A 16,165-nucleotide genomic window follows, 5' to 3' on the forward strand; every position below is an offset into this window, starting at 1 on the left:
GTCGCTACACCGTCGGCGGGTTCCGGTCAGTGAAGGTCGTGCGCTGATGCCAGTAGGGATAGGGCAGCGTGACCTTGCTCGCCGCGTCGAGCTTCGCGATCTGGTCTTTGGTCAGCGACCAGCCGACCGCGCCGAGATTTTCGCGCAGCTGCGTCTCGTTGCGCGCGCCGATGATCAGCGTCGATACTGTCGGGCGCTGCAGCAGCCAGTTCAGCGCGATCTGCGACACGCTCTTTCCCGTTTCCTTCGCGACATCGTCGATGGCCTCGACGACACGATAGACGTGTTCGTCCGGCACCGGCGGGCCGAAATCGGCCGTCTGGGGCAGGCGGCTCACCTCGGGCTTGGTCTGACCCCGGCGGATCTTGCCGGTGAGGCGTCCCCAACCGAGCGGCGACCAGACCACTGCACCCAGCCCCTGGTCGAGGCCGAGCGGCATCAACTCCCATTCGTAGTCGCGCCCGATCAGCGAATAGTAGGTCTGGTTGGCGACGTAGCGCGGGAAGCCGTGCTCGTCGGCAACAGAGAGCGATTTCATCAGGTGCCAGCCGGAGAAATTCGAAACGCCGACGTAGCGGATCTTGCCGGCGCGCACGAGCACATCGAGCGTCGAGAGCACCTCTTCGGGCGGGGTGAAGGCGTCGAAGCCATGAAGCTGAAACAGATCGATGTAGTCGGTGCCGAGCCGGCGCAGCGAACCGTCGATGGCTGCGAGCAGATGCTGCCGTGACGAGCCGATGTCGTTGGGACCGTCGCCGAAACGGAAGGTTGCCTTGGTCGAGACCAGGACCTTGTCGCGGCGGCCCTTGATGGCTTCGCCGAGCACACGCTCGGACTCGCCGAGCGAATAGACGTCGGCGGTGTCGAACATCGAGACGCCGGCCTCGAGACAGATGTCCAGCAGGCGCCGGGCTTCGGTCGCATCCGTCGTGCCCCACGCCGCGAGGCGGCCGACGCCGCCGAACGTGCCGGTCCCGAGACTCAAGGCGGGCACCATGAGGCCCGATCGGCCCAAGCGTCGGTATTCCATCGCTATGCTCCTCCGCTGACTGCTGATTGTTCGTTGCGGCCTTGGTGGGTGAAGTTAGCGCAAGCGAACGCCTTGTCCTATCGCGCGCTCACATACCGGCCCTGCTTGGGAGCCCTGCTTGGGAGCGGTCTAGTCGTGCAGCAGCATGTCATCGAACGCTGCATCGGCAACCCGCGAGCGGACCGCTATCGCCTGGGCCTCGCTCCTCGTCACACGCGGGTGAAGGCAGGCGCGTTCGCTGTCACGCATCTGCGGCGGCAGGAGCGTCAGGCCCCAGCCGACCAGAACCAGCGCTGCGAGCCGGATCGCGATCACACCAAGCAACAGCTCCGATCCGCTTATCGTCGTGCGAGTCCTCATGCCCGCGAGCCTGATGCAGGCGGCAGGACCTGACAATCTGGAATTGACGAGCCTTGTCTTCGTCGCAAGCGAAGGCTCGGGCTGATGGCTGTCGGAAAACGGGCATGCTGGCGGCGGTGGAGACCTCCAGCGTCTGACAGCCTAGCCCACGCAATGCCCGAGCAGCTCGGGATGCGCGGCGCAGATGTGATGCGCGCCGGCGTCCCTGAGCTCGGCCTCGCTGCCATAGCCGTAGAGCACGCCGATGGCGGTCATGCCGTTGGTGCGGGCGCCGATGACGTCGTGGCTGCGGTCGCCGATCATGATCGCGCTGCTCGCATCGGCCATGGTCTCGTTGAGCGCGTAGCGCAGCAGGTCGCGCTTGTCGACGCGCGTGCCGTCGAGCTCGGAGCCGAACACACGCTCGAAGTAGGGCTTGAGGCCGAAATGATCGACGATGCGGGTGGCGTAGACCGCGGGCTTGCTGGTCGCCACGAACATGCGCGGCGTGGTCGCGGCCAGCGTCGTCAGGGTGTCCACGATGCCCGCATAGGCCTCGTTCTCGAACAGGCCGATATCGCTGAAGCGCTCGCGATAGAGCAGCAGCGCGCGGTCGGCGAGTTCATCGGTTCCGGTGAGCTTCTTCAGGCTGGCATGCAGCGGCGGCCCGATGCACCAGGTCAGCTCGTCCTCGCTTGGTACTGCAACGTCCAGCCGCTCCAGCGCATACTGGATCGAGCGAGTGATCCCCGGCTTCGGGTTCGTGAGTGTGCCGTCGAGATCAAAAAAGATTGTCACCATTCGGGCGAGACCTGCGTTGATACTGCCGTCTTTTGCTAGTTGGCTGGGGTTCCAAGTCAAGGTCCGATTTGTCCGATAGCGCCAGTGCCATGCGATTAGCTCAGGTTATTGCTGTCTTGTGCCAGGCCCTCGTGCTGTCGCCGACGCTCGCGGAGGAGACGCTGCCGCCCGTCGCGCCTCCGAAGGCGGAGGAGCCCGCCAAGCCCGCGGAGAAGCCAGCTGACGCGCGCGCGAGCGATGCGCGGGAGTCGATCTGCCTGATAGTGGAGGCGGCCGCGCGCGATGCCAACCTTCCGCTGGAATTCTTCGCCCGGGTGATCTGGCAGGAGAGCCGCTTCCAGGCCGATGCGGTAGGCCCCACGACACGCAGCGGCGAGCACGCGCAGGGGATCGCGCAATTCATGCCGGGCACGGCAAGCGAGCGCGGGCTGCTCAATCCGTTCAATCCGGTGCAGGCGTTGCCGAAATCGGCAGAATTTCTCAACGAGCTGCGCAACCAGTTCGGCAATCTCGGCCTTGCGGCGGCCGCCTACAATGCCGGCCCGCGGCGCGTGCAGGAATGGCTCGCCGGCACCGGGGGCATGCCGGAGCAGACCCGCAACTACGTCTTCGCCATCACCGGCACGAGCGTCGATGCCTGGGCCAAGGCCGGCAGCACCGGCAAGGGACCGCCGAGTTCGCCGCCGACGAGCTGCCGTGACCTGATGGCGCTGCTCAAGCGCGCGCCGAATGCCTTCGTCGCCGAGCTCGAGCAGCATGTGGAGCTTGCGGCCGCAAAGGCCTGGGGCGTCCAGCTCGCCGCCGGCTTCGACCGCAACAGGGCGCTGGCGATGTACTCCCGCGCCGTGACGCGACTCAGCCCGGTGATTGGCGAGCGCGATCCGAGCCTGCTGTCATCCGTGATGCGCAGCCGCGGCACGCGCGCGTTCTATCAGGTGCGCATCGGCACTGAGACGCGCAGCGAAGCGGATGATTTGTGCACCCGGATCAGGAAGGCGGGTGGTGCGTGCTTCGTGCTGAGGAACAAGGGTGTGACGGGGTAGGGTCGCACTCCTCTCCTTTCCGGCATTCCGGGCGATGCGAAGCATCGATCCCGAAATCCATGGGGCCACTGAGATCGTCGCGAGATGGATTCTCAGGTGCGCAATCGCGCACCATAATTCGCGCTTCGCGCGCCCCGGAATGACGGCGTTGGGTGTGCCGCGCATGCCAGCCCCGCCGCGTGCTTCCTTGACGCGAGCCGCCGTCTCGCCCGTTATGCGGGCACGATTCCGCAACCCGGCCAAAGCTCCCGTGGCGCTTCCTCCGCTCGATTCACCGCAATGGAATAGCCGCTGGCTTGCCTTCGGCTGGGGCCTGCGCTCGATCACGCAGACGATCCTCACCATCGTGTTGTTCGTGACCTATCTCGGTATTGGCGCGCTCGCCCATGACACCCATTTCAGCCTGGCCTGGGCGCTCGCCTCGACACTGTTCGTCTGGGCGGGGCCGGCGCAGATCATCCTGATCACCACGCTCGGCTCCGGCGCCACCATCATTCAGTCGGCGATTGCAGTCACGGTCAGCGCGATCCGTCTGTTTCCGATGGTTGTCTCGGTGCTGCCTCTGATGCGCACACAGGCGACCAGACGGCGCGAGTTGATCTTTGCCGCGCACCTCACCGCGGTGACGCTGTGGGTCGAATGCCACCGCTTCCTGCCGCTTGTGCCACGTGAGCGACGGATCGCCTTCGTTCATGGGCTCGGCTGTGGCCTCGTCTCGGTGTGCCTCGTCGCCAACACGGTCGGCTATTTCCTCGCCGCCAATCTGACGCAGACGCTCGGAGCCGCGATCCTGCTGCTGACGCCGCTGTCCTTCCTGTTCTCGACGGCGCGCAACAGCCGCGAGGTCGCCGATGTCGTGGCGCTCGTGCTGGGCATATTGCTGTATCCGCTAGCCGCGAAAATGAACTCCGGCGTCGATATCCTGGTCAGTGGGGTGGTGGCCGGCACGATCGCCTATGGAGTGCATTGGTGGCGACAGGTGCGCGCATGAGCTTTGCGCAAGCGATCGGCGACTGGCATGCGCTGGCGGTGCTGTTCGTCGCCGGTGTCGTTCCCAACCAGATATGGCGCATGCTGGGCCTGTGGTTCGGCGGCGGCATCGATGAAGGCTCCGAACTGCTGGTCTGGGTGCGGGCGGTTGCGACCGCGATCCTCGCCGGCGTCATCGCCCAGATCGTGGTCGAGCCTCCAGGCGCGCTTGCCAGCGTGCCTGATGTCCTGCGCTATGGCGCGGTAGCGGCCGGCCTCGTCGCCTTCCTGCTGGCCCGCCGCTCGATCTTTGCGGGCGTGGTGACCGGCGAAGTCTTCATGCTGGCCGGCAAGTGGTGGTTGGGCTAAAACCGCCGGCGAACAGCTGAGGAACAGGAAATATGGTTCGCGAACAGGAGCTCCGCGAGGGCGAGGTCGCCATCGAGCTGCCACCGACGCAAGATGCCGGCCTCGTCTTCATCGGCCGGATCCGCACGCCCTGGGCGTCGCGGCTGGAGACGCCGCGGCAGGGACGTCAGGATGGTCCGGTGTGCCGCCTCGAGATCTTCGAGCCGTTCGTACCCGCCATCAAGGGCGTCGATTTCTACAGCAATCTCGAAGTGCTCTACTGGCTCGACCAGTCGCGCCGCGACATCGTTTTGCAAAGCCCGAAGAACAACGAGAAAACCCGCGGCACCTTTTCGCTGCGCTCGCCGGTGCGTCCCAATCCGATCGGAACATCGATCGTGAAGCTGGTCGGCATCGAGGGCAACGCGATCCTGGTGCGCGGGCTCGACTGTCTCGACAACACGCCGCTGATCGACATCAAGCCGGATCGTTGCGAGTTCACGCCGCTGGCAGCGCCGCAGAAGGGTGATTTCGAGACGGAGTAGGGCTACGAACGCAGATCTACCCCGCCTTCAACGCCGCGATCAGCTTCGCCGCATTCTCTTCCAGCACCTTGGCGTCTTCCTTGCGGCTGGCGGGCGGCAGCATCGCCACGCCATCGTGGCGCGGCATCACGTGCATGTGCAGGTGAAACACCACCTGTCCGCCGGCGGCCTCGTTGAACTGCTGCACCGTGATGCCGTCGGCGTTGAAGGCCTTCATTGCGGCGGCCGCGATCTTGTGCGCGCCGCGGGCGACATGGGCGTAATCGTCGGGCTTGATGTCGAGAATGTTGCGGGCAGGGGCCTTCGGGATCACCAACGTGTGGCCAGGCACGCGCGGCATGATGTCGAGGAACGCGAAGACGTGCTCGTTCTCGTAGACCTTGGCGCAGGGCAGCTCGCCGCGCAGAATCTTCGCGAAGATATTATTGGTGTCGTAGGCGGTCATGACGGCTCCCTCAGGATTTTGCGCTTACTGTCACCAGCCACGGCGAGGCGTCAAGGCGCCTCGTCGATGCCTTTGCGAAACGGGCCGAGCTCGGCGAGCTCCCGTCCGGCTTCCGCGACATAGGCGCGCTCTCGCTTGAGATAATCGTCGATGGCGCGGCGCAGGCCGGGATCGGCGATGAAGTGAGCCGAATGCGTGGTGCGCGGCAGGTAGCCACGCGCGATCTTGTGCTCGCCTTGCGCGCCGGCCTCGACATGCTTCAGGCCGCGACTGATCGCGAAATCGATCGCCTGGTAATAGCAGACCTCGAAATGCAGAAAAGGATGATGCTCGACCGCGCCCCAGTTGCGGCCGAACAGCGTGTCCGCGCCGATGAAGTTGATCGCGCCCGCGATCCATCGAGCGTTGCGGCGGGCCATCACCAGCAGCACGTCCTCGCTCATGGTCTCGCCGATCAGGGAGAAGAACTCGCGTGTTAAATACGGGCGCCCCCATTTGCGCGAGCCGGTCTCCATGTAGAACATGAAGAAAGCATCCCAGGCGTCCTCGGTGATGTCCTTGCCTGTGAGCCAGTGGATGGTGGTCCCTGCGGCAAGCGCATCGCGCCGCTCGCGCTTGATCGACTTGCGGTGGCGTGAATTCAGCGTCGCCAGGAAGTCGTCGAAGCTCGCAAAGCCTTCGTTGTGCCAATGGAACTGCTGGTCGGTGCGCTGAAGGAAGCCGTGCTCGGCGAGCAGTTTCCATTCGGCCTCGCGCGCGAAGGTGACGTGCACAGAGGATGCCTTGCTGTCGCCGCACAGCGCCACCAGCCCGCTCGCCAGCGCTTCCATGATGCGTTCGCGATCGACGCCGTCGCGGACCAGCAGCCGCGGCCCGGTTGCCGGTGTGAAGGGAACCGAGACCTGGAGCTTTGGATAATAGCGCCCGCCGGCGCGCTCATAGGCATCCGCCCAGCCGCGGTCGAAGACGTACTCTCCTTGGGAATGCGATTTCAGATAGCAGGGCACGACGCCGGCGACGCGGCCATCGAGCTTGGCCACGAGATGCCGCGGGCCCCAGCCGGTGCGGATGGTCGCCGAACCCGATGTCTCGACGGCCGACAGAAATGCGTGCGAGACGAACGGGTTATAGGCGGGTCTTGAGAGGCCGAGGGAATCGCCTGGAACGTCGGATGAGGTTCCCGGATCATGCCCGTTGCAGGCCTTCTCGGTGAAGGCCTTGCCGGGATTGGCGCAGGCGTCCCAATCCTCTGGCGATACCTCGCCAATGGACGGTACGGCCTCAAGGGTAACGTCGGATGATGCCATCTTGGCCAAGATCGTGCATTGCAGCAGCGACTTCAAGAGTGGGAAACATCAAGCCTACGGCACGAAGCCCTCGAAGATCATCTGATCCGCATGTTGCGCGACCCGTGTTCGCTGCTCGGTCGTGCGCACGGTCCAGCCGAGCAGGGCGCAGCCGAAGACGTTGCGGGCGATCCAGGGGGCGGGGGTCGGCAGGTCGTCGATCCTGAAGGCGACGAAGTGGGGTTGGGTCTGAAAGCCGTGGCGCAGATGCAGCATGCTGTCGCGCTGCGCCTGGCTCAGTTTGGCCCAGTAGTCGTCTTCATAGGTCCGCTGCGCCACAATGCCCCGCGGACGGGAGGGCAACAGCTCGCGCAGCGCCAGCACCTGGTCGGGATCGAACGACATGCCGACGGCGGGGCCGTCATAGGATGCCAGCACCTCGGTCATCCGCTTCACCAGCTTGCGGTCGCCGTCAAAAAGGCTCTTGACCTCGATCACCAGCGGCACGCGGCCGGCGACGAGAGCGCAGAGGTCGCTGAGCGACATCATCCGCTCAGGGGTGTCCTTGAACCTGATCGCCTTCAACTCCGCCGCGGTCCTCTCGACCACCTCGCCGGTCGCCTCGGTGAGGCGGCCGAGGGCATGGTCGTGATGCACCATGGCCTCGCCGTCGGCGGAGAGCTGGATATCGACCTCGATCGCGAAATTGCCTGCGATTGCAGCCTGCACCGCGCCCGGCATGTTCTCGACGATGCCGCGAGAGATGTCATGCAGGCCGCGATGGGCGACCGGCCGGGCTGTCAGCCAATCAGGAGCGCGCATGCGCGTCAGGCGACCTCGAACACGCCGTCGACCTCGACCGCCGCATCGGCGGGCAGCGAGGCGACCCCGACGGTGGTGCGGGCATGGCGGCCCTTGTCGCCGAAGGCCGCGACCATCAGATCGGAGGCACCGTTGAGCACCTTCGGCCCGTCCAGGAAGTCCGGGGCCGAGTTGATGAAGCCGCCGAGGCGCACCACGCGCACCACCTTGTCGAGATCGCCGAGCGCCGCCTTGACCTGGGCAAGCAGGTTGACCGCGCAGCCGCGTGCGGCCGCCGCGCCGTCCTCGATCGAGACGCCGGCACCCAGCTTGCCCTTGGCGATCAGCTTGCCGGCGGGGTCGAAACAGACTTGGCCGGAGACGAACAGCAGATGACCGGTGCGCACGAACGGGACGTAATTGGCGACGGGGGTGGGGGCCTCGTGCAGGTTGATGCCCTGTTCCGCCAGCTTTTGCTCGACCGTGCCCGCCATGTCCGACCTCGTGTCCAGAAAACATTCGCCCCGGCACGTCCGCAAGGCGCCGGGCGCGCCCTGTTTCGCCCATCGGGCCGCCACATGCAAGCAACCGGAAGGGGCTGCATTTTGTTGAGGTCGGACGGCAGGTTCGACGCACGGGCCGCAACTTTACGTGAAGCCGCCTCAGTTGCGACGCAATGGAACGGCCACTAAAATGTCGAATCTGCGCTTCCCAAGGATCTGCGCTTCCAAGGAACAGACATGGTGCACCTTTTCCGGACTTCGCTCGGTGTGATAGCGTTCGCGGCGGCCGCGTTCGGTCCCGGCGGCGGGGCCCACGCCGCTAACGGTCCGTTTCTGGCGCACCAAGCGCTCTATGACCTCAGTCTCGTGAAATCGCGCTCCAACTCCGTCAACAGCGCGCGTGGCCGCATCCTCTACAACTTCACCGGAAGTTCGTGCGAGGGCTATACCTCCGAATTCCGCCAGGTGTCCGAGCTCGACAGCGGCGAGGGCAAGGTCACGCTCAGCGACCTCCGTTCCAATTCCTGGGAGGACGCGGCCGGCAAGAGCTACCGCTTCAAGATCGAGACGCGCATGAATGAGGCGGATGCCGGCCGGGTCGACGGCTCGGCCGAGCGCGACGGCGACCACATCAACGTCAAGCTGAAGCTGCCGGCGCCGAAGAGTTTCACCCTCGACGGCAAGATCGTGTTTCCGACCGAGCAGATCCAGCGCATCATCGCGGCAGCCAACGAAGGCAAGTCGCTGCTCGAGCTCTCCGTCTATGACGGCTCCGACGACGGCCAGAAGGTCTACAACACGCTGACTGTGATCGGCCAGCCGATCCCCCCTGACCGCGCCGGCTCGCCGGATCCGTCAACCTCCGACGAGCACATGAAATCGCTCAAGCGCTGGCCGGTCACCGTCAGCTATTTCGACCGCGACGCCCAGCAGAAAGAGGGCGAGCAGACGCCGGTCTACGCGATGGCGTTCGAGCTTTACGAGAACGGCGTCTCGCGCCAGCTCGTGCTCGATTACAACGATTTCGTGATTTCGGGCGCGATGGGCAAGTTCGACGTCAAGGACAGCAAGCCCTGTAATTGAGGGTTTTTCTTTCTCTCGTCATTGCGAGCGAAGCGAAGCAATTCAGACTATTCCCACGGTGGCAGTCTTGATTGCTTCGTCGCTTTGCTCCTCGCAATGACGAAAGAGATGTTGCGGGCTAGCCCTTAGCGCGCTGTACGGCTACGCTCCCACCCAAGGACAAAACCTCCGGGAGGCAACCATGCCCAAGCTCGATCATCTTCGCCCCAGCGGCCTGCATCACAACCCCGCTTATTCCCACGTCGTGACGGCGACCGGTGCGCGGACCATCTACATCTCCGGCCAGGTGTCGGTGGATGAAGAGGGGCGCATCGTCGGCGAGGGCGATATTGCTGCACAGACGACGCAGGTGATGCAAAATCTCGGGCATGCGTTGAAGGCGGCGGGCGCGAGCTACGCCAACATCGTCAAGATCACGACCTTCGTCGTGAACTACAAGCCGGAGCTGCGCCCCCTCATCGGCAAGGCCCGCTCCGCCTTTTTCGAAGGCATGGAGCCGCCCGCATCTACGCTCGTCGGCGTTTCCGCTCTGGCCGCGCCGGAATGGCTGATTGAGATCGAGGCGGTGGCGGTCGCGGATTGAGGTGACTGTAGGATGGGTAGAGCGAAGCGAAACCCATCCTTCTGTTGCACGGAAGGAGCTTGACCCGTCCTACGCGGAGCTCGCCTTCAGGACCGCCATTGCCTCGTCGGCCCTTTCCGCCGGCACAAACAGGTGATCGTGATAGAAGCCCGACACGGCGTTCACGCTGATGCCGTTCGGCAAGACGTGAGGTGACGGCCGCCAGAAAGCCTACCGCATCGAGTGCGGAGTGGATCGTCAGAGTGATCAGGCGCGAGGCACATTCGTAGCGCAAGCCTGCCGCTTCGGCCGCTTCGCGGGGGATCACGAGCGTGTTGCCTTCCTGCTCGCGAAACGTCAGCAGCGGATTGAGTCCCGTAGGAATCGTCTCACTTGCCGGGATCGTGCAAAAGACGAAGATGCCGGGCCGAATGTCCGGCTTCAGCTTTCCCAAGAGAGTGGCGAGGTCGCGTTCACCCGTCATCACTCCTGCGCCTTCTGAGGTCCTTCATACGCGATGCCGCGGATCACGGCGGCGCTGCCAAATTTTTTGCGCAAGCTGTCCACCGCGCGTTCGGCGTGGGCGGCACGGCGGTCGAGCATGTCGGTGTCGTCGCGGACCGAGCCGTCGCGCAGTGCACTGACGCCGGCGCCCATCAGGCGGAAGGCGGTGCCGTCGATCTCTTTCGCCAGCATCTCGCGACAGATCGCAAAGATCTTGGCGGCGAGCTGGGTCGGGGCGGCGATGGACTGCGAACGGGTGCGCTGGCGGAAATCGGCCGTCTTCAGCTTCAGCGTGACGGTCGAGCCGGCGAGCTCGCCGCTCTTGAGCCGCGACGACGTCTTTTCGCACAGCCGCCACAAGATCTTCTCCAGCGTCGCGAAGTCGCGGATATCGGCCTCGAAGGTGGTTTCGCTGGAAATCGTCTTGGCGCCCCGATCAGGCTCGACGCGGCGGTCGTCGATGCCGCGCGCGAGCCGCCACAGCCTGCGGCCGTCGCTCGGAAACTGCCGCATCATCTCGATCTCGTCGGCCTTCTGCAGATCCGCGATGATGCGGAAGCCGCGCTGCACGAGGCGCTCCTGCGTAGCCGGGCCGACGCCAAAGATGAAGCCGACCGGCTTATCCGCCAGCATCGTCAGTGCTTCCTCCCGGTCGAGCGTGGCAAAGCCGCGCGGCTTGTCGAGGTCGGAGGCGATCTTGGCCAAAAACTTGTTGCAGGACAGGCCGACCGAGACGGAGATGCCGATGTTGCGCTCGACGTCGCGGGCAAAGCGCGCCAGCACCTTTGCCGGGATCATGCCGTGCACCCGTTCCGTGCCGGAGAGGTCGAGGAAGGCCTCGTCGATCGAGAGCGGCTCCACCTGCGGCGTCAGCGCCTGCATGGCCTGGCGCACCTCGCGGCCGACGCGGACGTACTTCGCCATATCCGGCGGGATTACGGTCGCATGCGGACAGGCGTCCAACGCCTTGAACATCGGCATCGCGGAGCGCACGCCATAGGTGCGCGCGATATAGCAGGCGGCCGACACCACGCCGCGCTTGCCGCCGCCGATGATGACGGGCTTGTCGGCGATATCGGGGTTATCCCGCTTCTCGACTGTCGCGTAGAAGGCGTCGCAGTCGATATGCGCGATGTTCAGCGTAGACAGCGCCCGGTGGCGCACGAGGCGAGGGGAACCGCAGGCCGAGCAGCGCCGCACACCCATGTCCAGATCGGCCAGACAATCCCGGCAGAAGCAGCGGGGCCCGGCCGGGTCGGGGCTGGTCACGGCACCTCGCGCTCCCAGGAGCGGTCGCCGAGCGCGTCGCCGAGGACCTGCCGCGCTGCGGCAACGTTGGTCGGGTGCAGCTCCGCGGAGCTGGCAAAGGCCTTCGCAGTGGCGTCATCGCGCAGCACGAAGTCGAGGACGCTGAGCAGGAAATTGGGGTCCGCAGCGGCATTGCGCAGGGTCTCAGGACCGACCCCCGTCTCGGCCAGAAACAGGCCCAGCCGCTCGGGCTCGCTCGCGACGAAGGACAGAGCCTGAATTGCAACGATTTCAGCGACTTCGCGAGGGTTGTGAACAGGCTTTTTCAAGGGGGCGGTTTGCCTTTCCGTTAACTTTCGGTGTCTACTTTGGAGTCATCATGCCCGAGTCTCGTCCGTAAGTCTTCCGACCCCAGGCAAGCAACTGGAAACCACATCGCAGAAAGTCGCCCCTCGGGTTTAACGAAACTCAAGCGAATCTGAGGCTAGTTTGAATCCAGTTTTCGAAGCGCCGGCGAGCGGCGCCTGAGGCGTCACATGTATGGGTCCTTCGGACCAATCAGGAGGGCGGGATGGCTAAGACCGTCCTGATCGTGGAAGACAACGAGCTCAACATGAAGCTCTTCCGCGACCTGTTGGAGGCGCACGGCTACCAGACCTCCGGCACCAGCAACGGCTACGAGGCGCTCGACCTCGTTCGCAAGATGCGGCCCGACCTCGTGCTGATGGATATCCAGCTGCCGCAGGTCTCGGGCCTGGAGGTGACGCGCTGGATCAAGGACGATCCGGAGCTGCGCAGTATTCCCGTCGTCGCGGTCACGGCGTTCGCCATGAAGGGCGACGAAGAGCGCATCCGCGAGGGCGGCTGCGAGGCCTATTTGTCCAAGCCGATCTCGGTCGGCAAATTCATCGAGACGGTCCGGCGTTTCATCGGATAGGAAGTGAGTTCACAGTGTCCGCGCGTATCCTGGTCGTCGATGACGTCCCTGCCAACGTCAAGCTCTTAGAGGCCCGCCTTTCCGCCGAATATTTCGACGTGATGACCGCCTCGAATGGCGCAGAAGCGCTGGCGATCTGTCATCGTGCTGAATGCGACATCATCCTGCTCGACGTGATGATGCCGGATATGGACGGTTTCGAAGTCTGCCGCCGCCTCAAGACCGATCCGACGACGCACCACATTCCCGTCGTCATGGTGACGGCGCTCGACAGTCCCTCCGACCGCAATCGCGGGCTCGAGGCTGGCGCCGATGATTTCCTGACCAAGCCGGTGTCCGACGTCGTGCTGATCGCCCGCGTGCGTTCGCTGACGCGGCTGAAGATGATGACGGACGAACTGCGCATGCGCGCCATCACCTCGCTCGAGATCGGCATGCAGGCGCCCGAGCGCAGCGCCGTGGCCGACACCGGAAAGGGCGGCCGCATGCTGCTGGTCGACGACCGTCAGTCCTCCTACGAGCGGCTGGCGACGATCCTCGCCGCCGAGCACACCATCGACGTCGAGCCGAACCCGACGGAGGCGCTGTTCCACGCCGCCGAGGGCAACTACGACCTCCTGATCGTCTCGCTCGACCTCAACAATTTCGACGGCCTGAGGCTCTGCAGCCAGGCGCGCTCGCTGGAGCGCACGCGCCATGTGCCGATCCTGGCGATCGCCGACCCCGAGAATTCGACGCGGCTGCTCCGCGGCCTCGAGATCGGCGTCAACGACTACCTGCTGCGTCCGATCGACAAGATCGAGCTTCTGGCGCGCGCCCGCACCCAGATCCGCCGCCGCCGCTACACCGATCATTTGCGCGACAACGTGCAGAACTCGATCGAGATGGCGATCACCGATGCGCTCACCGGCCTGCACAACCGCCGCTACATGGAGAGCCATCTGGCGACCCTCGCCGAGCAGGCCGCGAGCCGCGGCAAGCCGCTGGCGCTGATGATCCTGGACATCGACTTCTTCAAGTCGATCAACGACAATTACGGCCACGACGCCGGTGACGACGTGCTGCGCGAATTCGCGGTGCGGGTGCGCAAGTCGATCCGCGGCATTGACCTTGCCTGCCGCTACGGCGGCGAGGAATTCGTCATCGTGATGCCGGAGACCGATCTCCACGTCGCCGGCATGGTCGCCGAGCGCCTGCGCCGCTCGATCGCGGGCGAGACGTTCGCGATCCACAAGGGCGCCAAGCGCATCGAGGTCACGATCTCGATTGGCCTGACCACGCTGGAGCAGAAGGGCGAGGCAGTCGGCGACGTCCTCAAGCGCGCCGACACCGCGCTGTATCGTGCCAAGCATGATGGGCGAAATCGGGTGGTGTCGCACGCGGCGTGAGGGCCGGCTACGCAAAATTGCGAAAACAACCCCATGCACAGTAGCCGGCGCTAACGGAATCAACAGCTTACGTCGGGGCCAAAGCGGTTGGTGCAGACCACAACGCCGTTTGACTCGTCGGCCAAAACAGGAGCATCCTGCTAGCATCCCGAACGTCCACGAACTCTGCTGTCATTCCCGCGAAGGCGGGGAATCCAGTACGCCGCGGCTTCTCCGTATCCAACAACTGTCTCTGGCATACTGGATCACCCGCCCGCCGTGCGCCATGCGCAGAAGGCGGGTGGGGACAGCGAACGATGGCGGTAGCTATTACGGCGGCGTGGGTTTGCGCCCGGTCGTAGCCCCCACCGGCTTCGCATCCCCCACATCCACGCCGGCATTGCGCAGCAGCACTGTCGCCGCCTCCTTCGCGGCCCGCGCCATCGCGGGGTCATCGCGGACGAGGTCCTGTGCGATCGAGCCGTCGACCAGCAGCACGAGCTGCGTTGCAAGCGCTTCCGCGTTCGTAACGCCGAGCTCGTTCAGCCGGTCGCGAAACCAGAGGCGGCGGCTTTCCTTGAAGGCGACCGCGATCTTCTTCACGGCGCGGTCCGCAGGACCGAGCTCGGCGACCGCATTCACGAACGGGCAGCCGCGAAAATCCTTTGCTGCAAACCGCCGCTCCAGCGAATCGAAGGTGGCGAGGATCTGCTCGGCGGGGGGCTTGTCGGAGGGACGCTGAGCGACGAAGCGGCGTTCCAGATAGGCGGTGATCAGCGCGTCCTTGGAGGGGAAGTGGTTGTAGAGCGTGCGCTTGGAGATGCCGATCTCGGCCGCGATGGTGTCGACGCCGATCGCGCGAATGCCCTGCAGATAGAACAGCTTGTCAGCGGTCTGAAGGATCCGCTCTTTCATCGACTGTGGGGTGGGCGGGGGAGCCATGCAGCGGAAACCGTCCTGTTCGCTTGACAGCACCTGCCATTCATAGCCTATGTACACAGGTCTGTGTAACCAAAATCAACGGCAAAAGCAGACGACGGTCTTCGCGCCGTGCCCACGAGGGAGAAGAAAATGCCCCTGCTGCAGGTCCTGCGTCCGACATTGCCCATCCTGATCGGCGCCTCGATCATGCTGACGCTGAGCATGGGGCTGCGGCAGTCGCTCGGCATCTTCATGCAGCCGCTGACGCATGACATCCACCTTTCGATCTCGGACTTCACGCTGGCGCTCGCGGTGCAAAACCTCGCCTGGGGCTTTCTCCAGCCGCTCGCCGGCGCGATGACGGTGCGCTACGGCTTCCGTCCCATCATGATCGTGGGATCGCTGATGTACATCCTCGGTCTCATTCTGATGGCGACCGCGAACGGGCTCGTCAGCATCATGATTGGGGCCGGCGTGTTGATCGGGACGTCGCTGGCCTGTACCGCGGCGGCGATCGCGATGTCGGTGGCCGCGCGCGCGGTCCCTGCGACGGTGCGCTCCACCGTGCTCGGCATCGTTTCCGGCGCGGGCTCGCTCGGCGCGCTGCTGTCAGCGCCGATCGGACAGATGCTCAACGAAGGATTTGGCTGGCGCGTCGGGCTCGCCGGCTTCGTCGTCATGTCGGTGCTGATGATTCCGGCGGCGTGGTATGCCGGTCGCGTCGATCAGGTGCCGCTGCCGAAGCCGGCGGCCGACGAGATCGCCGATGCTACGGCGATGACCGCGGCAAAAACCGCGTTCGGCAACGCGTCATTCGTCGTGATGACCTGCGCCTATCTCGTCTGCGGCATGCAGCTGGTGTTCCTCACCACGCATCTGCCGTCCTATCTGGCGATCTGCGGTCTCGATCCGATGCTGAGCGCGCAGACGCTCGGCATGATCGGCGGCTTCAACGTGCTGGGCTCGCTGTTCTTCGGCTGGGCCGGCCAGCGCTGGAACAAGCTGGTGCTGCTCGGCGGCATCTACGTCCTGCGCTCGCTCGCGCTCGCCTGGTACTTCATGCTGCCGGCGACGCCGTTCTCGACACTGCTGTTTGGGGCGATCATGGGCTTTTTGTGGATGGGCGTCGGCCCGCTGGTCGCCGGCGCGGTCGCCGAGATGTTCGGCCTGCGCTGGCAGGCGATGATCCAGGGCCTTGCGTTCATGAGCCACCAGATCGGCAGCTTCCTCGGCGCCTACGGAGGCGGGGTGCTCTATGACGCGCTCGGCTCCTACACCATGGCCTGGCGCATCGGCGTGGCGCTGGGTCTGGCCGGCGGCATCGTGCAGGTCGCGTTCGCGCTGATCAGACCGTCGCAGCCGCCGGCGCCGGTGTTGGGGACGGCGTAAGGCGGGGAGGGTGCGCGCTTCTGAGCGTCCGCTTGGGACCTTAC

Annotated in this window: 19 protein-coding genes and 1 pseudogene; 9 read left to right on the forward strand and 11 right to left on the reverse strand. The window is 64.9% G+C overall.

Translation table 11 applies throughout. From position 1 onward, the window contains the following. Positions 1–4 precede the first annotated feature (4 nt). The 3 genes from IVB28_RS13150 to IVB28_RS13160 all read right to left on the reverse strand — a co-directional run bounded on the left by IVB28_RS13150 (position 5) and on the right by IVB28_RS13160 (position 2,170). Positions 5–1,030, reverse strand: a complete 1,026-nt coding sequence (locus IVB28_RS13150) for an aldo/keto reductase (protein ID WP_247526598.1) — start codon at positions 1,028–1,030, stop codon at positions 5–7. Positions 1,031–1,159: 129 nt separating this feature from the next. Further along, entirely contained in the window at positions 1,160–1,390 is a 231-nt protein-coding gene (locus tag IVB28_RS13155) for a hypothetical protein (RefSeq protein WP_247526599.1), read from the reverse strand. Positions 1,391–1,531: 141 nt separating this feature from the next. Next, a complete protein-coding gene (locus IVB28_RS13160) occupies positions 1,532–2,170 on the reverse strand; it encodes an HAD family hydrolase (RefSeq protein WP_247526600.1) in 639 nt (212 codons plus the stop codon). Positions 2,171–2,259: 89 nt separating this feature from the next. Between IVB28_RS13160 and IVB28_RS13165 the strand changes: the two genes are divergently transcribed. The 4 genes from IVB28_RS13165 to tsaA all read left to right on the forward strand — a co-directional run bounded on the left by IVB28_RS13165 (position 2,260) and on the right by tsaA (position 5,075). Beyond that, a complete protein-coding gene (locus IVB28_RS13165; RefSeq protein WP_247526601.1) occupies positions 2,260–3,213 on the forward strand; it encodes a lytic transglycosylase domain-containing protein in 954 nt (317 codons plus the stop codon). Positions 3,214–3,463: 250 nt separating this feature from the next. Continuing rightward, on the forward strand, positions 3,464–4,204 hold the full coding sequence (locus IVB28_RS13170; RefSeq protein ID WP_247526603.1) for an AzlC family ABC transporter permease: 741 nt from the start codon (positions 3,464–3,466) through the stop codon (positions 4,202–4,204). Continuing rightward, a complete protein-coding gene (locus IVB28_RS13175; protein WP_247526604.1) occupies positions 4,201–4,551 on the forward strand; it encodes an AzlD domain-containing protein in 351 nt (116 codons plus the stop codon). Before IVB28_RS13170 ends, IVB28_RS13175 begins: the two co-directional genes overlap by 4 nt. Positions 4,552–4,583: 32 nt before the next feature. Further along, positions 4,584–5,075 (forward strand): tRNA (N6-threonylcarbamoyladenosine(37)-N6)-methyltransferase TrmO, encoded by a 492-nt coding sequence (gene tsaA, locus IVB28_RS13180; RefSeq protein ID WP_247526605.1) that lies wholly within the window; start codon positions 4,584–4,586, stop codon positions 5,073–5,075. Positions 5,076–5,091: 16 nt separating this feature from the next. On the opposite strand, the gene IVB28_RS13185 is transcribed toward tsaA, so the two are convergent. From IVB28_RS13185 to IVB28_RS13200, 4 genes are read right to left on the reverse strand one after another with little or no spacing between them, the layout of a single operon-like run. Beyond that, entirely contained in the window at positions 5,092–5,520 is a 429-nt protein-coding gene (locus IVB28_RS13185) for an HIT family protein (RefSeq protein ID WP_247526606.1), read from the reverse strand. A 50-nt stretch (positions 5,521–5,570) separates the two neighbouring features. Next, complete coding sequence (locus IVB28_RS13190; protein WP_247526607.1) at positions 5,571–6,827, reverse strand: GNAT family N-acetyltransferase; 1,257 nt, start codon at positions 6,825–6,827, stop codon at positions 5,571–5,573. Between the two features lie 54 nt (positions 6,828–6,881). Then, complete coding sequence (locus IVB28_RS13195) at positions 6,882–7,628, reverse strand: glycerophosphodiester phosphodiesterase (RefSeq protein ID WP_247526608.1); 747 nt, start codon at positions 7,626–7,628, stop codon at positions 6,882–6,884. 5 nt (positions 7,629–7,633) lie between these two features. Continuing rightward, positions 7,634–8,101, reverse strand: coding sequence for a RidA family protein (locus IVB28_RS13200; protein ID WP_247526609.1), 468 nt, complete (start codon positions 8,099–8,101; stop codon positions 7,634–7,636). Positions 8,102–8,347: 246 nt separating this feature from the next. Between IVB28_RS13200 and IVB28_RS13205 the strand changes: the two genes are divergently transcribed. Together IVB28_RS13205 and IVB28_RS13210 are read left to right on the forward strand one after the other, a co-directional pair. Continuing rightward, positions 8,348–9,193, forward strand: a complete 846-nt coding sequence (locus IVB28_RS13205) for a cell envelope integrity EipB family protein (protein WP_247526610.1) — start codon at positions 8,348–8,350, stop codon at positions 9,191–9,193. A 181-nt stretch (positions 9,194–9,374) separates the two neighbouring features. Continuing rightward, a complete protein-coding gene (locus IVB28_RS13210) occupies positions 9,375–9,776 on the forward strand; it encodes a RidA family protein (protein WP_247526611.1) in 402 nt (133 codons plus the stop codon). Between the two features lie 69 nt (positions 9,777–9,845). Here IVB28_RS13210 and IVB28_RS13215 read toward each other — a convergent pair. The 3 genes and pseudogenes from IVB28_RS13215 to IVB28_RS13225 all read right to left on the reverse strand — a co-directional run bounded on the left by IVB28_RS13215 (position 9,846) and on the right by IVB28_RS13225 (position 11,836). After that, positions 9,846–10,239, reverse strand: a pseudogene (locus IVB28_RS13215) (ACT domain-containing protein). Beyond that, positions 10,239–11,528 carry a DNA polymerase IV gene (locus IVB28_RS13220; RefSeq protein WP_247526612.1) on the reverse strand — a complete coding sequence of 430 codons (1,290 nt, stop codon included), beginning with the start codon at positions 11,526–11,528 and terminating at the stop codon, positions 10,239–10,241. The pseudogene IVB28_RS13215 and the gene IVB28_RS13220 overlap by 1 nt, the downstream one beginning before the upstream one ends. Beyond that, on the reverse strand, positions 11,525–11,836 hold the full coding sequence (locus IVB28_RS13225) for a DUF3572 domain-containing protein (protein ID WP_247526613.1): 312 nt from the start codon (positions 11,834–11,836) through the stop codon (positions 11,525–11,527). The genes IVB28_RS13220 and IVB28_RS13225 overlap by 4 nt, the downstream gene beginning before the upstream one ends. Before the next feature lie 242 nt (positions 11,837–12,078). Between IVB28_RS13225 and IVB28_RS13230 the strand changes: the two genes are divergently transcribed. Beyond that, positions 12,079–12,444 carry a response regulator gene (locus IVB28_RS13230; RefSeq protein WP_008130064.1) on the forward strand — a complete coding sequence of 122 codons (366 nt, stop codon included), beginning with the start codon at positions 12,079–12,081 and terminating at the stop codon, positions 12,442–12,444. 14 nt (positions 12,445–12,458) lie between these two features. Next, complete coding sequence (locus IVB28_RS13235) at positions 12,459–13,832, forward strand: PleD family two-component system response regulator (protein WP_247526614.1); 1,374 nt, start codon at positions 12,459–12,461, stop codon at positions 13,830–13,832. Positions 13,833–14,141: 309 nt separating this feature from the next. Here IVB28_RS13235 and IVB28_RS13240 read toward each other — a convergent pair whose 3' ends face one another. Continuing rightward, the gene (locus IVB28_RS13240) at positions 14,142–14,753 is read right to left on the reverse strand and encodes a TetR/AcrR family transcriptional regulator (RefSeq protein WP_247526615.1); all 612 of its coding nucleotides are present in this window, start codon (positions 14,751–14,753) and stop codon (positions 14,142–14,144) included. 129 nt (positions 14,754–14,882) lie between these two features. Here IVB28_RS13240 and IVB28_RS13245 point away from each other — a divergent pair, with 129 nt between their 5' ends. Next, on the forward strand, positions 14,883–16,121 hold the full coding sequence (locus tag IVB28_RS13245; protein WP_247526616.1) for an MFS transporter: 1,239 nt from the start codon (positions 14,883–14,885) through the stop codon (positions 16,119–16,121). Positions 16,122–16,165 lie beyond the last annotated feature (44 nt).

Origin of the sequence: Bradyrhizobium sp. 199 (genome assembly GCF_023073355.1) — a bacterium.
Taxonomy (GTDB): Bacteria; Pseudomonadota; Alphaproteobacteria; order Rhizobiales; family Xanthobacteraceae; genus Bradyrhizobium.

Coding starts and splice junctions, on each gene's coding strand:
- IVB28_RS13205 (WP_247526610.1), top strand. CDS start 8,348: ATGGTGCACCTTTTCCGGACTTCGCTCGGTGTGATAGCGTTCGCGGCG.
- IVB28_RS13175 (WP_247526604.1), top strand. CDS start 4,201: ATGAGCTTTGCGCAAGCGATCGGCGACTGGCATGCGCTGGCGGTGCTG.
- IVB28_RS13155 (WP_247526599.1), bottom strand. CDS start 1,390: ATGAGGACTCGCACGACGATAAGCGGATCGGAGCTGTTGCTTGGTGTG.
- IVB28_RS13165 (WP_247526601.1), top strand. CDS start 2,260: ATGCGATTAGCTCAGGTTATTGCTGTCTTGTGCCAGGCCCTCGTGCTG.
- tsaA (WP_247526605.1), top strand. CDS start 4,584: ATGGTTCGCGAACAGGAGCTCCGCGAGGGCGAGGTCGCCATCGAGCTG.
- IVB28_RS13160 (WP_247526600.1), bottom strand. CDS start 2,170: ATGGTGACAATCTTTTTTGATCTCGACGGCACACTCACGAACCCGAAG.
- IVB28_RS13190 (WP_247526607.1), bottom strand. CDS start 6,827: ATGGCATCATCCGACGTTACCCTTGAGGCCGTACCGTCCATTGGCGAG.
- IVB28_RS13240 (WP_247526615.1), bottom strand. CDS start 14,753: ATGGCTCCCCCGCCCACCCCACAGTCGATGAAAGAGCGGATCCTTCAG.
- IVB28_RS13210 (WP_247526611.1), top strand. CDS start 9,375: ATGCCCAAGCTCGATCATCTTCGCCCCAGCGGCCTGCATCACAACCCC.
- IVB28_RS13230 (WP_008130064.1), top strand. CDS start 12,079: ATGGCTAAGACCGTCCTGATCGTGGAAGACAACGAGCTCAACATGAAG.
- IVB28_RS13185 (WP_247526606.1), bottom strand. CDS start 5,520: ATGACCGCCTACGACACCAATAATATCTTCGCGAAGATTCTGCGCGGC.
- IVB28_RS13245 (WP_247526616.1), top strand. CDS start 14,883: ATGCCCCTGCTGCAGGTCCTGCGTCCGACATTGCCCATCCTGATCGGC.
- IVB28_RS13150 (WP_247526598.1), bottom strand. CDS start 1,030: ATGGAATACCGACGCTTGGGCCGATCGGGCCTCATGGTGCCCGCCTTG.
- IVB28_RS13195 (WP_247526608.1), bottom strand. CDS start 7,628: ATGCGCGCTCCTGATTGGCTGACAGCCCGGCCGGTCGCCCATCGCGGC.
- IVB28_RS13200 (WP_247526609.1), bottom strand. CDS start 8,101: ATGGCGGGCACGGTCGAGCAAAAGCTGGCGGAACAGGGCATCAACCTG.